The following is a 16,142-nucleotide window of genomic DNA, read 5'->3' on the forward strand; positions in this document are numbered from 1 at the left end:
GTAGGGCTGTAAAAGCTGATGAAATCAGCGTAGTAGAGCCCACTCAACCACTGCGTCTTGCTCGACAATCCAAAAATAATTGAGAGGCTAGGACTTTTGTCCCAGCCTCTTTTAATTGTCGCTTGACCATATCAAATCGCAATTTTCTGATTTTTTTTGGTATAATGGTCCCTATGAAAATAGTATCTGGAACCTATGGGGGACGTCCCCTCAAAACACTTGAAGGAAAAACAACCAGGCCGACTTCTGATAAGGTCAGAGGGGCCATGTTCAATATGATTGGTCCTTACTTTGATGGTGGAAGAGTGCTGGATCTCTATGCAGGAAGCGGTGGGCTCTCTATCGAAGCCGTTTCTCGAGGCATGTCAGAGGCCGTTCTAGTAGAAAGAGATCGTAGAGCGCAGGAGATTGTAGCAGCCAATATTGCCATGACCAAGGAAAAGGAACGGTTTCAACTGCTAAAAATGGAGGCCAAGCAGGCCTTGGGTCTCCTAACGGGCACCTTTGACTTAGTTTTCTTGGATCCTCCTTATGCCAAGGAAGAGATTGTCCGCGATATCGAAACCTTGTGCGAGCGCCATCTCTTGTCAGAGGACATCATGATTGTGTGCGAAACCGATAAACACGTAGAACTTCCTGAGGAAATCGGACAAGTGGGAATCTGGAAAGAAAAAATCTATGGAATTAGTAAGGTAACAGTATATGTCAGATAGAAGTGGATTGTTTACAGGATCGTTTGATCCGATTACCATTGGGCATGTGCAATTGATCGAGCGAGCTAGTCGCTTGTTTGACCGTGTCTATGTCGGAATTTTTTATAATCCGGAAAAAGTCGGACTCTTTTCTATTGAGCAGCGCGTGCGCATGGTGAAAGGGGCCTTGGCTCATTTGGAAAATGTTGAAATTGTGACGTCAACTCAAGAGTTGGCTGTGACAGTGGCGCGCAATCTTGGGGTCATCACCTTGATCCGGGGCTTGCGCAATGCACAGGATCTGGTATACGAAGCCAATATGGATTATTTTAATCACCAGTTGGCGCCTGAATTGGAGACGGTTTATCTCTATGCCCAGCCTCCTTACCAGGCCATTAGTTCAACGCGTATTCGAGAGTTGCTGGCTTTTCAGCAGGATATCTCACCTTATGTCCCAAAGAGTGTAATGGAGGAAATCAAAGATGACACAAGCGAATAAACCAAGCTTGACCACTAAAAAGAAAAAAGGACGGTTGAAAGAATACCGATGGCCGATTGCAGGCGTTCTTTTCTTGCTCCTCTTGCTAGCTGCTTTTGTGATTCGCCTTCCCTATTATATTGAGATGCCGGGTACGGCAGAAGATATTCGATCGGTCATGACAGTGGATGGAAAAATGGATACCAAGTCAGGGTCTTATGACTTTGTAACCGTGGCAGTGAAAGAAGCGACCCCGGCTGATTTGATCTATGCTTGGGCGACACCTTTTACAGATATCTACTCTGCCAAGGATATGACAGGTGGTAGTTCGAGCCAAGAATTTACACGGATTAACCAATTCTATATGGAAACCTCGCAAAATATGGCCATCTACCAAGGGTTAAAGACAGCTGGAAAAGAAACCCAGATGGACTTTCTTGGTGTTTATGTTATGCAGGTAGCAGATGACTCGACTTTTAAGGGAATCTTGAACATTGCGGATACCGTCACCGGTGTGAATGGCAAGACCTTTAAGAGTTCCAAAGAATTGATTGACTATGTCGGTTCTCAAAAAATTGGCGACCCTGTTTCAGTGACCTATATTGAGGATGGACAAACCAAGACCGCAGACGGAAAGATCATCAAATTGTCTAACGGGAAAAACGGAATCGGGATTAGCCTGATCGACCGGACTGAAGCCAAAGGAGATGTTCCTGTCCAGTTTGCGACTCAAGGGATTGGTGGACCAAGTGCCGGCATGATGTTTAGCCTAGCTATCTACACCCAAGTGGCTGATCCAGATCTTCGTCAGGGACGCCATATTGCAGGGACAGGAACCATTAACCAAGATGGAACGGTTGGCGACATCGGTGGGATTGACAAGAAAGTCGTCGCAGCCGATAAAGAAGGAGCAGAAATTTTCTTTGCCCCTAATAATCCTGTTTCCAAAGAAGAAAAGAAAGCCAATCCCAAGGCCAAATCAAACTATGAAACAGCGAAAGAAGCAGCGAAACAAATTCATTCGAAGATGAAAATTGTCCCCGTCAAAACCCTTCAAGACGCCATTGATTATTTGAAAAAGAAGTAGAAGTATCTTGCTAGATCAGTCTCGTACTTGAAAGTACGAGGAGTTGACAGATAGAAGATTCGTCTTCTAATCAAATTCAAGTTTTTGCTTATCAATCTCTCTATTTTTAGAGGGATTTTTTCTTTATACTGGTATCAGAAAGAAAGGGAGGTAGTGAAATGATTCAAACAAATTTGTTTTCCATTTCAGTATTCTTAGCGGGAGTTCTATCCTTTTTCTCCCCATGTATTTTGCCACTGATGCCAGTCTATGTAGGGATTCTATTGGATTCTGAGCATGAAAAAACGGTGCGTATTTTTGGAAGAGACATTTCTTGGTATGGCCTGGTGAAGACTCTTTGTTTTATCGCAGGTCTATCAACTGTTTTCCTGATTCTAGGATACGGTGCAGGGGCCCTTGGCCAGGTGCTTTATGCTCCCTGGTTCCGTTACCTACTAGGAGGGATTGTGATCTTATTGGGAATCCATCAGATGGGCCTCATCAATCTGAGACAACTCCAAAAACAAAAGACCATCCAACTCAAAAAGAATCGGGAGCGCAATGAATTCTTCAATGCTTTTCTGATAGGGGTCACCTTCAGTTTTGGTTGGACCCCTTGTGTCGGACCAGTTTTGAGTTCGGTTCTAGCCATTGCCGCTTCTGGAGGAGATGGTGCTTTACAAGGTGCTCTCCTGATGCTAGTCTATACATTAGGTTTGGCTCTGCCTTTCTTGCTTTTGGCCTTGGCTTCTAGCTGGGTTCTACAACATTTTGCTAAGCTCAAGCCCCATATGGGAACCTTGAAAAAAATTGGTGGTGCCCTCATCATCTTGATGGGCATCTTGCTGATGCTAGGAAATCTTAATAGCCTCGCATCCCTGTTTCACTAATCTTGAATGATTAAAGGAGAAAAATCATGAAAAAAATTCTTGCACTTTCTATTGCTACACTTAGCATCGTCACTTTAGCAGCTTGTTCTGGACAGAAATCAGATTCAGACATGAAAAAAACGGACGATAGTAGTATGATGAAGAAGGACGATATGAAGAAGGATGACATGAAGGATTCATCCATGTCCGATGATAAAATGAAAAAAGAAGACATGAAAGATTCATCTATGAAGTCTGACAGCAGTTCTGAAATGAAGGACGATATGAAAAAAGATGAGATGAAATCTAGCGATTCAGAAATGAAAAATGAAAAGAGTGAATCATCTGATATGAAATCAGACAAGGAATGAAAGAAGGGAGAGGTCATCTGAGGATGACTTTCTCCTTGTTTAAAGAGGTAATAATGATGAAGAAATTAGCTTTAGTAGCTGCAGGATTTTTGTGTACTGGACTTTTGGGGGCTTGTTCGAGTCAAGGAATGGCTACTTCCAATAAGGACATGAGCCAACAAACAGCCAAAGCTGGGGCTAGGCAACCATCTGGCAAGAAAGTGAAGGATTTTAGCTTGCAAGGAGTGGATGGCAAGACCTACCGCTTATCTGATTACAAAGGGAAGAAAGTTTACCTCAAATTTTGGGCTTCCTGGTGCTCTATTTGCCTGTCAACATTAGAGGATACCAATGAGTTGGCAAAAGAAGAGGCAGGTAAGGATTATGTGGTTTTATCCGTTGTAGCTCCAACCTTTAATGGCGAAAAATCAGCAGCAGATTTCAAAAATTGGTACCAGTCTTTGGACTACAAGGATTTCCCAGTCTTACTGGATAGTAAAGGGGAACTACTAAAAGAGTATGGGATTCGTTCTTATCCATCGGCACTCTTTATCAATAGTGATGGGACTTTAGCAAAGAGTCATATTGGCTATATGAATAAAGAGGATATCCTCAAGACCCTAGAGAACATGCAGTAAGGAGATAGACAATGGAAACAAAGTGGAAAGTGTTTGCTATCCTTCTCATTGGCTTATTATCTATTGGTTTCTTTTTCTTTAGTAAGGGAGCAAACGGAATGGATCAATCAGAAACAAGCACTGAGATGATTAAAAAAGCATCGATGAGTCAGACTCCAGTAGCCAAAAAGGAAACAAAGGAAACGGTTGATCCAAAGGATCAGCGTGAAATTTATTTGGCTGGTGGTTGCTTCTGGGGCGTAGAAGAATATTTCTCCCGTGTTCCAGGTGTGATTGATGCCGTATCAGGATATGCCAATGGAAAGGGAGAAACGACCAAGTATGAATTAGTCCCTCAAACAGGGCATGCCGAAACAGTTCACATCACCTACAATGTCAAGAAGGTATCTCTGAAAGAATTGCTCCTGCATTATTTCCGGATTATCGACCCAACGTCGAAGAATCGACAAGGAAATGATCAAGGAACACAATACCGAACAGGTGTCTATTATGTCTCTCAAGAGGACCTTCCAACCATTAACCAAGTCTTTGAAGAGGTGGCAAAAAAATACGACAAACCGTTAGCAGTGGAAAAAGAGCCACTGACCAATTTCATCAAGGCTGAGGACTACCACCAGGATTATCTAAAGAAACATCCGAATGGATACTGCCATATCGATGTCAATCAGGCTTCTTATCCTGTTATTGATGCCAGTCGCTACTCTAAGCCAAGCGATGAGGAGATCAAAAAGAAGTTATCTCCTGAAGAGTATGCGGTGACACAAAAAAATGATACCGAACGGGCCTTCTCCAATCGTTACTGGGATCAGTTTGATGCCGGTATTTATGTAGATGTCGTGACCGGTGAGCCACTCTTTTCCTCTAAGGATAAATTTGATTCTGGTTGTGGTTGGCCAAGTTTCAGTCGACCTATTAGTCCTGATGTGGCCATCTATAAGGAGGATAAGAGTTTCAATATGACTCGGACAGAAGTTCGGAGCCGTGTAGGAAATTCTCATCTGGGCCATGTTTTTACCGATGGTCCCAAGGAAAAAGGCGGCCTTCGCTATTGCATCAATAGTTTGTCTATTACCTTCATTCCCAAAGCAGAAATGAAAGAAAAGGGCTACGGTTATTTATTGGACTACGTCTGAGACATTTGGAACCATAATTTGCTATAATAAGTATAGCAAAGACAAGTAGGTGAAAGACATGTATGCGATCATGATTGTGGAAGATGAAGAGCTTATCCGGCAGGGTCTGACTTCCTTAGTGGATTATGAACAGTTTGGAATGACCGTCATCAACCAGGCTAAAAATGGGCGTGAGGCTTGGGAGAAGTTTCAAGAGCAACCAGCCGATATCCTTCTAACCGATATCAATATGCCACAAATGAATGGCTTGGATCTGGCTCATCTCGTCAAAGAACAATCTCCGTCTTGCCATATCATTTTTTTGACAGGTTATGATGACTTTGAGTTTGCAAGGAAAGCCATCAAGTTAGGTGCAGATGATTATTTGCTGAAGCCTTTTTCAAAAGATGATATTGAAGAGATGTTAGCAAAGGTGAAAGGAAAACTTGATCAAGAGCGTAAGAAAGCGCAAGTCGAAGATTTGGTCAGTCAGGGTTATTCGACAGACTTGGAAGAAGCCATTCATGCTCGTTTAGCAGACTCTCAGTTAACTCTAAAGGATCTGGCCTATCAACTTGGTTTCAGTGCCTCGTATCTAAGTGTATTGATCAAGAAAAAATTGGGACTCCCCTTCCAAGACTACCTCATTCAAGAGCGAATGAAGAAGGCTCAACTCTTGCTTCTCACGACAGATTTAAAAATTTATGAGATCGCCGATCAGGTTGGTTTTGAAGATATGAACTATTTTTCTCAACGCTTTAAGCAGGTTGTTGGGGTGACACCAAGGCAGTACAAAAAAGGAGAGCATGAATGAAACGATATCCCTTGCTGATTCAGCTGGTCCTCTACTTTTTTCTCTTCATTCTCCTACTTTTTGGTCTTATTGGTGGCCTCTATTATCAAACGAGTTCAGGGACGATCCGCCAGCTAACGGAGCGGACGACAAGAAATAGTATCGATCAAAGCAGTCAGTTTATTACCTCCTATCTAAAAAAATTAAAGCAGACGACGACGGTGCTTAGCAAAGAACAGGCTGTTCGCCAATTTGCCCAAGATAGGAGTGCGGATCAAGAAACGGTTCAACACCTGATGCGAACGATGATTGAAACAGATCCGGACTTGGTCTCAGCGGTCTTGGTGACCAAGGATGGACGTCTGGTAGCGACAGATACAAAAATCAGCATGCAGACCTCCTCAGATATGATGAATGAAAGCTGGTATCAAGAGGCGATTAAGGAAAGAGCCATGCCAGTTTTGACGCCAGCTCGAAAGGAATCCTTAACCTCGGAAAAAGAAAAATGGGTGGTTTCTATTACCCAAGAAGTGGTCGATCAGACTGGTCAAAATCTCGGAGTAGTACGCTTGGATATTGGCTACGATAGCCTTCAGGCTTACTTGGATCACCTTCAACTAGGGAAACAAGGCTTTAGTTTTATCATTAATCAAAAGCATGAGTTTGTCTACCATCCCAAAAAAGCGGTCTATTCTTCCAGTCAAGAAATGCAGGCTATGCAGCCCTATATTGCTGTGAAAGATGGCTATGCTAAAGGAGGACAGAATTTTATCTATCAGGTTCCGATTCCAGATAGCGATTGGACCTTGATTGGAGTGGCTTCACTTGAAGGACTTCAGATGCTGCAGTCGCAGCTCCTGTACTCTTTCATTGGTCTAGGATTACTAGCTTTGATCATGTGTTTAATAGGGATCGGCTTTGTTCTGCGTTTGTGGATCAAACCTTTACGAGACCTTCAGACCATCATTTTGAGGATTGGAGCAGGAGATGCTCACGTAAGAGCTGTAGCCAAAGGATCTCCAGAATTGGTGGCCCTCGCTCAAGCGTTTAATGCCATGTTGGACCAAATCGATAATCTCATGCAACAGGTTAAGGAAGAGGAGCAGAACGCACGGCGGTACGAGTTGCGGGCACTTTCAGCTCAGATTAATCCGCATTTCCTCTACAATACCTTGGATACGATTGTCTGGATGGCGGAGTTTAATGATAGTCGGCGCGTGGTCGACATCACTAAGTCTCTGGCTCAATATTTTCGACTGGCTCTTAACCAAGGCCAGGAGCAAATCCTACTGAGAGATGAAATCGACCATGTCCGCCAGTATCTTTTCATTCAGAAGCAACGTTATGGAGAAAAGCTCAACTATGAAATTCTAGAAGATGAACGGTTGGGCGACTATCAGATTCCTAAATTAGTGCTTCAACCCTTAGTGGAAAATGCGATTTACCACGGCATTAAAGAGATCGATCGGCCAGGTCTCATTCGAGTGACAACTGAAGTCAGTGGAGACTACGCCTGCGTATCGATTTTTGACAATGGACGAGGGTTTGACCGATCAGAATCAACAGACCAAACCCTTCTTCGTTTAGGAGGTGTTGGCTTGAAAAATGTGGACCAACGATTGCATCTTCAATTTGGCGAAGCCTATCATATGGAGATTGATTCTAAGGCCAATAGCTATACGAAAATTACTCTTTTTTTGCCCCTTTCATCATCTGATGAACATGTATAGAGACAAAGATTGCCTTCTTTGTCTCTTTTTCCTTTTGGAAGCTCTCAATGTTGAATTTCAACTCTTTTCTAGTCAAATCTGACGCAAGTCATCAAATTTATGATAAAATAAAGTGTTACAGTAAATAGATTTTGATGAAGGAACACTATGCGAAAAGAGATTGACCCTGAATTATATAATTACAATAAATTTCCTGGACCTGTCTTTCATCAGGTAGGAGACCAAATCCGTTCAGAAAACCTCTCCTTTGAGCTGTTGAAAAATGAGAAGGAAGCTTTTGATGCGACTGTTTTTGGTCAGCGATTTTCTGAGATTTTAACCAAGTTTGATTACATTGTTGGTGATTGGAGCAATGAGCAGTTGCGCTTGCGTGGCTTTTATAAGGAAGAGCGCGATGTTGCAACGATGGATAAATTAAGTCGCTTAGACGATTATTTGTTAGAATATTGTAGCTATGGTTGTGCTTATTTTGTCCTTGAAAATAAGGAGCCTCATCGTGCTTCTTTTGATAAGAAATCACCGGTCAAAAAAGCTCAATCAGAAGAAAGAGAGCCCAAAAAACGTTCGCGCAATCGCAAACAAAAAGATCGTTTCCAAAAACGGGAACGCGACAAGGGACAACCAGCCAAAAACTCGAAAAAAACAAGACCGTCTGCTGAGACTAAAAAGACAACGAAGACAGACAACAAACGTCATTTTGTGATTCGACAAAAAGAGGAGTAAGAAAGAATGAAACCATCCATTTATAGTTTAACACGCCAAGATATGATTGATTGGGCGGAAGAAAACGGCGAAAAGAAATTCCGTGCAGCACAAATCTGGGAATGGCTCTATCGCAAACGCGTCCAGTCTTTCGAAGAAATGACCAACCTTTCTAAGGACTTGATTGCGAAGTTGAATGATCAGTTTGTCGTCAACCCACTCAAGCAACGGATCGTGCAAGAGTCAGCAGACGGGACGGTCAAGTACCTCTTTGAATTGCCAGACGGCATGTTGATTGAAACCGTCTTGATGCGTCAGCACTATGGATTATCTGTCTGTGTAACGACTCAAGTAGGATGCAATATCGGTTGTACCTTCTGTGCTTCTGGTTTGATCAAAAAACAACGCGATTTGAACAATGGTGAAATCGTGTCTCAAATCATGTTGGTCCAAAAATACTTTGACGAACGTGGCCAAGATGAACGGGTCAGCCATATCGTTGTCATGGGGATCGGAGAACCATTTGACAACTATAACAATGTCTTAAAATTTATCCGGACGGTCAACGATGACAAGGGATTAGCGATTGGTGCTCGTCATATTACCGTGTCAACTTCTGGTTTGGCTCATAAAATTCGTGACTTTGCAAATGAAGGTGTGCAGGTCAATTTGGCAGTGTCTCTTCATGCACCAAACAATGACTTGCGCTCTAGCATCATGAAGATCAACCGGGCCTTTCCAATTGAAAAATTGTTTGCGGCGATTGAATACTATATTGAGACTACGAACCGTCGGGTGACCTTTGAGTACATCATGCTCAATGAAGTCAATGACGGGGTCGAGCAAGCCTTAGAGTTGGCAGAATTGCTTAAGAATATCAAGAAATTGTCTTATGTTAACTTGATTCCTTACAACCCTGTCAGTGAGCATGACCAATATAGCCGGAGTCCAAAAGAACGGGTCATGGCCTTCTATGATACCTTGAAAAAACATGGTGTTAACTGTGTGGTGCGTCAAGAGCACGGTACAGATATTGACGCCGCCTGTGGCCAATTGCGTTCAAATACCATGAAACGGGATCGGGAGAAAGCGATTGTTGAACATGCGCAACCTTAAACAAGGGCTGATCGATCATACAGAACTAACAAAAAGAGGAAGAAGGCTGTTACGGAGTGGCAGCTTCTTCTATTTTATCCTCTTGTGTCTGATGTGTTTTTTGCCCCAACAGCCAGAGCCAGGTATGGAAACACCGGGTATTCAACATTTCGGTCGCATCGTCGTCCTGCTGGTTCCTCTTAATTCGGTGATGAATCTTGGTCAGATCACCAGTGCCCTCCAACTCATTAAGGTCATTCTCCAAAACATAGCCAATATCTTTTTGTTAAGCCCGCTGGTCTTTCAACTCCTCTGGCTATGGCCCTGGTTGAGGAGTCGAAAACGGGTCTTGTGCTTCGGCTTTGCGATGAGCTTGTGGATTGAATGTAGCCAAGTTCTGTTAGATCTCTTATTCAATGCCAATCGTGTCTTTGAGCTAGATGATTTGTGGACCAATACCTTAGGCGCTTATCTGGCTTATTTAGGCTTTCAGTATTGCAGAGCACGATTGCTAGCAAAAAATGGGGAAATGTAAAACCCGAACATTTTAGTGTCTTTTTGAAATTTTTGTTGACAAAGTCAGAAGCGGGAGCTATAATAACTTTAAGACATCAGAAAAGTAGAGATTTTTCTCACTTCCAGGGAGCTTGTGGTGATTGCGAACAAGCAGTGGTGAATCTTGAAATGGGCTGATGCGTTTATGATGATGAATTTGAAACAATAAAAATTCGGTGAGCACACCTTATCGTGCACCCTGTTGTTAGACAGGTCAGAGATGTAGGAGAAAAAATAGCCTCCTACAATTGAGGTGGCACCGCGGTATCGAATCGTCCTCACACAGATTTTTCTGTGTGAGGTTTTTTGTATCTCAAAGGAACCCCAGTGAGACTGCAGCTCAAAGGGTCCGCGAGAGAAAAAGATCATAAACAGGATTAAAGATATAGAAAAGAGGACACAATCATGACAGAAACAAAAGGCTATTTCGGACAATTTGGTGGATCTTTCGTACCAGAACCCATTCAAAACTTGCTCAATCAATTAGAGGAAACCTTTGAACAATATAAAAATGATCCAGAATTTATCGCAGAATACAAACATTATTTGAAAGATTACTCTGGCCGGGAAACACCGCTCTACTTTGCGGAAAGTTTGACAGAACATTTAGGTGGGGCAAAAATTTATTTGAAGCGCGAAGACTTGAATCACCTAGGTTCGCATAAATTGAATAACGTTTTGGGGCAAATCCTCTTGGCTAAACGCATGGGCAAAACGCGCGTGATTGCTGAAACAGGAGCTGGTCAACACGGTGTAGCTACAGCAGCTGCGGCAGCTAAGTTTGGCATGGCCTGTGATGTCTACATGGGGGCAGAAGATGTGGAACGCCAACGTCTCAATGTCTTCCGCATGGAAATGATGGGGGCAACCGTTCATGCGGTTGAAACCGGGACTAAGACCTTGAAAGACGCCGTTGATGCTGCGTTTGGAGCATGGATGGCAGATCTGGACGCCTTTTACGTTTTGGGTTCTGCTGTTGGCCCTCACCCTTACCCAACCATTGTGCATGAATTCCAAAAGGTGATCAGTGAAGAATCTAAACGTCAAATCTTGGAAAAAGAAGGCCGTTTGCCAGACTATGTGATTGCCTGTGTCGGTGGTGGCTCCAATGCCATCGGTGCCTTTTCTGAATATGTCGCAGAAGAGGAAGTCGGCTTGATTGGGGTAGAAGCAGCTGGTCATGGCTTGGACACCGATCAACACGCAGCGACCATGACCAAAGGGACTATCGGTGTGGTTGATGGTATGAAGACCTATGCAGTCTTTGGCGAAGATGGAAAAGTAGCGCCAGTTTACTCGATCTCTGCTGGTTTGGACTACCCAGGGGTTGGTCCGGAGCATGCTTTCTTTAAAGATTCTGGTCGTGTCGAATATGTAGCAGCGACAGATGATGAAGCAGTAGAAGCTCTTCTTCTTCTCAGTAAGACAGAAGGGATCCTCCCAGCCATTGAAAGCTCACACGCGATTGCAGAAGCGGTCAAACGTGCTCCACAATTAGATAAAGACAAGATCATCATCATCAATGTTTCCGGACGTGGGGATAAGGATGTGGCTGCCATCGCCGATTATCTAGAAGCGAAGGCTGCAAAATAAAAAGAATTTATCTGCAAAACATCGTATAAAGCAGTAAAGCGTGATAACTGAGAAAGAGACAGGGTACAAAGGGAATCCGGTCTCTTTCTTTTTTGAGAGCAAAGACGAGAATGCCTAAGATGGATGCGATCTGAATGAGAATGAGGATCTTAGTAGAAGAAAAGCTTAGCGAGAAGGTAGCTAGTAAGAGGAAATCTCCTGCTCCCATTCCGATAAAGAAAAAGTGAGCTCCTATCGCAAGGAGTAAAAAGACCAGCATGAGGAGATTACTACCGGATAAAAAGAGGACCAAGGCATGGAGACAGCACCAGATGACCAAGGGGTATTCCATAAAGCGAAGGTCATAAATGGCTAAAACAGCTACTCCTAGTAGTGTTAGAAGCTGAGGCAGAGAAAGGAAACCATTGGCGCAGGCTAAAAAGAGTAGGCCACTCCAGACCTCAAAAAGGCAGTACCAAAATGGATAGGTCTGATGACAATAGCGGCAGCGAAAACGATGGAGTAGTTGCGAGATAATGGGGATGAGATCCCAAACTCCAAGGACGTGCTGACAGTGATTACAATGACTGCGAGGAGCAAGAATGGATTGGTTTGGAAAACGATCGACAACGAGCCCCAAAAAAGAGGCGATACAAGTACCGATGGTAAAAAAATAAAAGTTGATCATACTTATTTATTCGTAAAGCAATTGAAAAATGTCATCATTTACTTGAAAATCTTGTAAAGCCTTTCTAAATTTGATACAATAATGAACATGAAAAACCTGTATGATGTTCAACAATTTTTAAAACGTTTTGGAATCATCATTTACGTAGGGAAGCGCCTCTATGACATCGAATTGATGAAAATTGAGCTTCAACGTCTTTATGATGCAGGCCTGATGGAACGGCTCGATTATTTAGAAGCCGATACCGTTTTAAGAAGAGAACACAAGCAAGAATTAGAATTTTTGAAAAAGAGTGAGGTAGAGTGATGGGAAATATCATTGTTTGGTTGGTTATTTTAGGAGCGTTTGGATGGATGGCGTTTAATTATTTCCGCATCCGTAAAGCTGCTAAATTTGTGGACAATGCAACCTTTGAAGAGCTGATTCGTCAAGGGCAGTTGATTGACTTGCGAGAGCCAGCTGAGTTTCATGCCAAGCATATTTTAGGAGCACGCAACATTCCTTCTACTCAGTTGAAATTGAGTCTTGCAGCCTTGCGCAAAGACAAACCAATTTTGCTCTATGAGAATAGCCGTAGTTCTCGAGTAACCAATGCGGCTCTCTTTCTCAAGAAAAAAGGTTATACAGACATTTATGTCTTGTCTTATGGTCTTGATTCTTGGAATGGGAAAGTGAAAAAAGACGCTTAATAAAAAGAGCTCTAACTGCAGCAAATGTGTGGTTAGAGCTTTTTTATCTTGTTTTTTCAAGGAAATCTTTGACCCATGTGAGCTCTACCTCATTCAAAGGTCGGCTTTCGCCAGGGGCTAACTGAGGATCCAAGGTGAAGGGGCCAAAAGACAAGCGTTTTAAGGTCATTACTTTGACCCCAATGGCTAAAAACATCTTTTTCACTTGGTGGTATTTTCCTTCTGAGATTCGGACCTGGGCCTTGCTGTAGCTGGGGGTACTTTCTAGAATGGTCAAGGAAGCCGGCTTGCAGATAGGACCGTCTGTGAATGAAATCCCATTCTGAAATTGCTCGATGTGGGCTGCATAAAGCGGGCCATTGACTTCTACCTCATAGACCTTCTCCACATGGTATTGGGGATGGAGCAGTTGAAAGCCTAAGGGGCCATTATCTGTGAGGAGGAGCAAACCACTGGTGTCGCGATCGAGGCGACCAAGAGGATAGAGGTCTGGGTACTCTTGCTGGGGGTCCACTAACTCGATCACCGTTGGATGGTGGGCGTCTCTTTTGGCAGTCACGGCCCCAATTGGTTTATGGAGCATGTAGTAGTGGTGACGCAGTTCTTGAATGATTCGTTCCCCGATTTGAATCTGTTGGAGTCCAGGGTCGATGTTTTGGGATAGCTTTTGAGCTGGTAGGTGATCGACCAAGATTTGCCTTCGGGCCAGAAGTTGTTTGATGTCTTTGCGAGCGTACTGATGGTCTGCCATCAATTGATCTAATCTCATGAGAGCCTCTTTTTCTGAAATTCTTATCATCAGTGTATCATGAAAAGAAAAGGAAATCGAGTCCGAGAAAAGAAATGAAGATGAAAACATTTACAACTAGCTGAACTGTGTTTTTTAGATAGGACTGTGGTATAATTGTTCAGTTAGAAATATTATTTAAAATTTTATAGAGGAAATCATGACAAAATTAAGAGAAGATATTCGTAACGTTGCGATCATTGCCCACGTTGACCATGGTAAAACAACCTTGGTAGACGAATTGTTGAAACAATCGCACACCTTGGATGAACGTAAAGAATTGCAAGAACGTGCAATGGACTCAAACGATCTTGAAAAAGAACGTGGGATCACGATCCTTGCTAAAAATACAGCCGTTGCTTATAACGGAACTCGAATCAATATCATGGACACACCAGGACACGCGGACTTCGGTGGAGAAGTGGAACGGATCATGAAAATGGTTGATGGGGTTGTATTGGTCGTCGATGCCTACGAAGGAACCATGCCTCAGACGCGTTTCGTATTGAAAAAAGCCTTGGAACAAGACCTTGTTCCAATCGTTGTAGTCAACAAAATCGATAAACCATCTGCTCGTCCAGAAGAAGTTGTAGATGAAGTTCTTGAATTGTTCATCGAATTAGGTGCGGATGATGACCAATTGGAATTCCCAGTTGTTTATGCATCAGCGATCAACGGAACATCATCACTTTCAGATGATCCAGCTGATCAAGAGCACACAATGGCGCCAATCTTTGATACCATCATTGATCACATCCCAGCTCCAGTTGATAACTCAGATGAGCCCCTTCAATTCCAAGTATCCCTGCTTGATTACAACGACTTCGTTGGACGGATCGGTATCGGACGTGTCTTCCGTGGTACTGTAAAAGTTGGGGACCAAGTAACCCTTTCTAAATTGGATGGAACAACTAAAAACTTCCGTGTTACCAAACTCTTTGGTTTCTTTGGTTTGGAACGTCGTGAAATTCAAGAAGCTAAAGCGGGTGACTTGATTGCTATCTCTGGTATGGAAGATATCTTCGTTGGAGAAACGATCACACCGACAGACGCAGTTGAAGCTCTTCCAATCCTTCACATCGATGAACCAACCCTTCAAATGACCTTCTTGGTCAACAACTCACCATTTGCTGGTCGTGAAGGGAAATGGGTGACCTCTCGTAAAGTTGAAGAACGCTTGCAAGCGGAATTGCAAACAGACGTCTCTCTTCGTGTTGACCCAACTGATTCACCTGATAAATGGACCGTTTCAGGACGTGGGGAATTGCACTTGTCTATCTTGATCGAAACCATGCGTCGTGAAGGATACGAATTGCAAGTATCTCGTCCAGAAGTTATCATCAAGGAAATTGATGGTGTCAAATGTGAACCATTTGAGCGCGTACAAATCGACACACCAGAAGAATACCAAGGATCTGTTATCCAAAGCCTTTCTGAACGTAAAGGTGAAATGTTGGATATGATCTCAACTGGTAACGGTCAAACTCGTTTGGTCTTCCTTGTTCCAGCGCGTGGTTTGATTGGATACTCAACAGAGTTCTTGTCAATGACACGTGGTTACGGAATCATGAACCACACCTTTGATCAATACTTGCCAGTGATTCCAGGAGAAATCGGTGGACGTCACCGTGGTGCGCTTGTTTCAATCGATAACGGAAAAGCAACCACTTACTCTATCATGTCTATCGAAGAACGTGGTACGATCTTTGTCAATCCAGGTACAGAAGTTTACGAAGGAATGATCATCGGGGAAAACTCTCGTGAGAACGACTTGACCGTAAACATTACGAAAGCAAAACAAATGACCAACGTTCGTTCAGCTACTAAGGACCAAACAGCGGTTATCAAGACTCCTCGTATCTTGACCTTGGAAGAATCTCTTGAGTTCTTGAACGACGATGAGTACATGGAAGTAACACCGGAATCTATCCGCTTGCGGAAACAAATCTTGAACAAAGCAGAACGCGAAAAAGCAAATAAAAAGAAAAAATCAGCAGCTGCTGAATAATACGGAAAGAAAGGAGAAACAAAATGGTCTATTTTATCTTAGGGATTTTGATTCTCCTTTTTTACCTTTTTATGACCCCAAAAAGTATTCGTGGTACCTTGAACAGTGTCACAATGGTGGTCTTGATCGTCTCCATTATCGTACTGACTTGTCTCGCCATTTTTCAGATATTCCAACTACCGTCTGAGTTTTTTGTCGGTGCCTTTCTCGCCTTTGTTGGCTACCTGGCTTTGGTGGATATTTCCAAAATGACGACCAAACAGAAAAAATAAATGCTGACGTGATTTTTAAAGCCCTTTGGGCTTTTTAATTTTGTTA

The 16,142-nt window shown here is 43.0% G+C and carries 19 protein-coding genes and 1 other annotated feature; of the genes, 17 read left to right on the forward strand and 2 right to left on the reverse strand.

The genetic code is table 11. The features are described 5' to 3' along the window. Positions 1 to 173: 173 nt before the first annotated feature. From rsmD to trpB, 13 genes are all read left to right on the forward strand, one after another. Positions 174 to 713, forward strand: a complete 540-nt coding sequence (gene rsmD / locus LPB220_RS03100; protein ID WP_021152746.1) for a 16S rRNA (guanine(966)-N(2))-methyltransferase RsmD — start codon at positions 174 to 176, stop codon at positions 711 to 713. Further along, positions 703 to 1,191, forward strand: a complete 489-nt coding sequence (gene coaD, locus LPB220_RS03105) for a pantetheine-phosphate adenylyltransferase (RefSeq protein ID WP_003011880.1) — start codon at positions 703 to 705, stop codon at positions 1,189 to 1,191. Before rsmD ends, coaD begins: the two co-directional genes overlap by 11 nt. Beyond that, on the forward strand, positions 1,175 to 2,257 hold the full coding sequence (locus LPB220_RS03110) for a SepM family pheromone-processing serine protease (RefSeq protein WP_049517992.1): 1,083 nt from the start codon (positions 1,175 to 1,177) through the stop codon (positions 2,255 to 2,257). The genes coaD and LPB220_RS03110 overlap by 17 nt, the downstream gene beginning before the upstream one ends. Before the next feature lie 158 nt (positions 2,258 to 2,415). Next, complete coding sequence (gene ccdA2 / locus LPB220_RS03115) at positions 2,416 to 3,126, forward strand: thiol-disulfide oxidoreductase-associated membrane protein CcdA2 (protein WP_150905482.1); 711 nt, start codon at positions 2,416 to 2,418, stop codon at positions 3,124 to 3,126. A gap of 26 nt (positions 3,127 to 3,152) precedes the next feature. Continuing rightward, on the forward strand, positions 3,153 to 3,476 hold the full coding sequence (locus LPB220_RS03120) for a hypothetical protein (protein WP_070594375.1): 324 nt from the start codon (positions 3,153 to 3,155) through the stop codon (positions 3,474 to 3,476). A gap of 56 nt (positions 3,477 to 3,532) precedes the next feature. Further along, positions 3,533 to 4,093 carry a TlpA disulfide reductase family protein gene (locus LPB220_RS03125; protein ID WP_070594431.1) on the forward strand — a complete coding sequence of 187 codons (561 nt, stop codon included), beginning with the start codon at positions 3,533 to 3,535 and terminating at the stop codon, positions 4,091 to 4,093. An 11-nt stretch (positions 4,094 to 4,104) separates the two neighbouring features. Then, positions 4,105 to 5,226, forward strand: a complete 1,122-nt coding sequence (msrB, locus tag LPB220_RS03130; RefSeq protein ID WP_150905484.1) for a peptide-methionine (R)-S-oxide reductase MsrB — start codon at positions 4,105 to 4,107, stop codon at positions 5,224 to 5,226. 58 nt (positions 5,227 to 5,284) lie between these two features. Further along, positions 5,285 to 6,019, forward strand: a complete 735-nt coding sequence (locus tag LPB220_RS03135) for a response regulator transcription factor (protein ID WP_024054871.1) — start codon at positions 5,285 to 5,287, stop codon at positions 6,017 to 6,019. Beyond that, on the forward strand, positions 6,016 to 7,728 hold the full coding sequence (locus tag LPB220_RS03140) for a sensor histidine kinase (RefSeq protein ID WP_021152755.1): 1,713 nt from the start codon (positions 6,016 to 6,018) through the stop codon (positions 7,726 to 7,728). The genes LPB220_RS03135 and LPB220_RS03140 overlap by 4 nt, the downstream gene beginning before the upstream one ends. A 147-nt stretch (positions 7,729 to 7,875) precedes the next feature. Beyond that, the gene (locus LPB220_RS03145; RefSeq protein ID WP_045759156.1) at positions 7,876 to 8,451 is read left to right on the forward strand and encodes a YutD family protein; all 576 of its coding nucleotides are present in this window, start codon (positions 7,876 to 7,878) and stop codon (positions 8,449 to 8,451) included. Positions 8,452 to 8,457: 6 nt separating this feature from the next. Continuing rightward, a complete protein-coding gene (rlmN, locus tag LPB220_RS03150) occupies positions 8,458 to 9,546 on the forward strand; it encodes a 23S rRNA (adenine(2503)-C(2))-methyltransferase RlmN (RefSeq protein WP_150905486.1) in 1,089 nt (362 codons plus the stop codon). Then, complete coding sequence (locus LPB220_RS03155) at positions 9,533 to 10,060, forward strand: VanZ family protein (protein WP_150905488.1); 528 nt, start codon at positions 9,533 to 9,535, stop codon at positions 10,058 to 10,060. Before rlmN ends, LPB220_RS03155 begins: the two co-directional genes overlap by 14 nt. A gap of 59 nt (positions 10,061 to 10,119) precedes the next feature. Further along, positions 10,120 to 10,363, forward strand: a binding site (T-box leader). Between the two features lie 122 nt (positions 10,364 to 10,485). Next, positions 10,486 to 11,673 carry a tryptophan synthase subunit beta gene (trpB, locus tag LPB220_RS03160; RefSeq protein ID WP_003017923.1) on the forward strand — a complete coding sequence of 396 codons (1,188 nt, stop codon included), beginning with the start codon at positions 10,486 to 10,488 and terminating at the stop codon, positions 11,671 to 11,673. A gap of 7 nt (positions 11,674 to 11,680) precedes the next feature. Here trpB and LPB220_RS03165 read toward each other — a convergent pair whose 3' ends face one another. Beyond that, positions 11,681 to 12,340 carry a prepilin peptidase gene (locus tag LPB220_RS03165; protein WP_150905490.1) on the reverse strand — a complete coding sequence of 220 codons (660 nt, stop codon included), beginning with the start codon at positions 12,338 to 12,340 and terminating at the stop codon, positions 11,681 to 11,683. 87 nt (positions 12,341 to 12,427) lie between these two features. On the opposite strand from LPB220_RS03165, the gene LPB220_RS03170 reads away from it, so the two are divergent. Together LPB220_RS03170 and LPB220_RS03175 are read left to right on the forward strand one after the other, a co-directional pair. Then, on the forward strand, positions 12,428 to 12,646 hold the full coding sequence (locus LPB220_RS03170; RefSeq protein ID WP_003017930.1) for a YqgQ family protein: 219 nt from the start codon (positions 12,428 to 12,430) through the stop codon (positions 12,644 to 12,646). Next, a complete protein-coding gene (locus LPB220_RS03175; RefSeq protein WP_049491311.1) occupies positions 12,646 to 13,029 on the forward strand; it encodes a rhodanese-like domain-containing protein in 384 nt (127 codons plus the stop codon). Before LPB220_RS03170 ends, LPB220_RS03175 begins: the two co-directional genes overlap by 1 nt. 43 nt (positions 13,030 to 13,072) lie before the next feature. Here LPB220_RS03175 and LPB220_RS03180 read toward each other — a convergent pair whose 3' ends face one another. Then, on the reverse strand, positions 13,073 to 13,798 hold the full coding sequence (locus LPB220_RS03180; protein WP_150905492.1) for a 16S rRNA pseudouridine(516) synthase: 726 nt from the start codon (positions 13,796 to 13,798) through the stop codon (positions 13,073 to 13,075). A gap of 178 nt (positions 13,799 to 13,976) precedes the next feature. Between LPB220_RS03180 and typA the strand changes: the two genes are divergently transcribed. Both typA and LPB220_RS03190 read left to right on the forward strand, forming a co-directional pair. After that, a complete protein-coding gene (gene typA / locus LPB220_RS03185; RefSeq protein WP_003017941.1) occupies positions 13,977 to 15,824 on the forward strand; it encodes a translational GTPase TypA in 1,848 nt (615 codons plus the stop codon). A gap of 23 nt (positions 15,825 to 15,847) precedes the next feature. Further along, on the forward strand, positions 15,848 to 16,096 hold the full coding sequence (locus LPB220_RS03190) for a DUF3165 family protein (RefSeq protein WP_004219693.1): 249 nt from the start codon (positions 15,848 to 15,850) through the stop codon (positions 16,094 to 16,096). Positions 16,097 to 16,142 lie beyond the last annotated feature (46 nt).

The organism is Streptococcus sp. LPB0220, from assembly GCF_008727815.1.
Lineage (GTDB): Bacteria > Bacillota > Bacilli > Lactobacillales > Streptococcaceae > Streptococcus.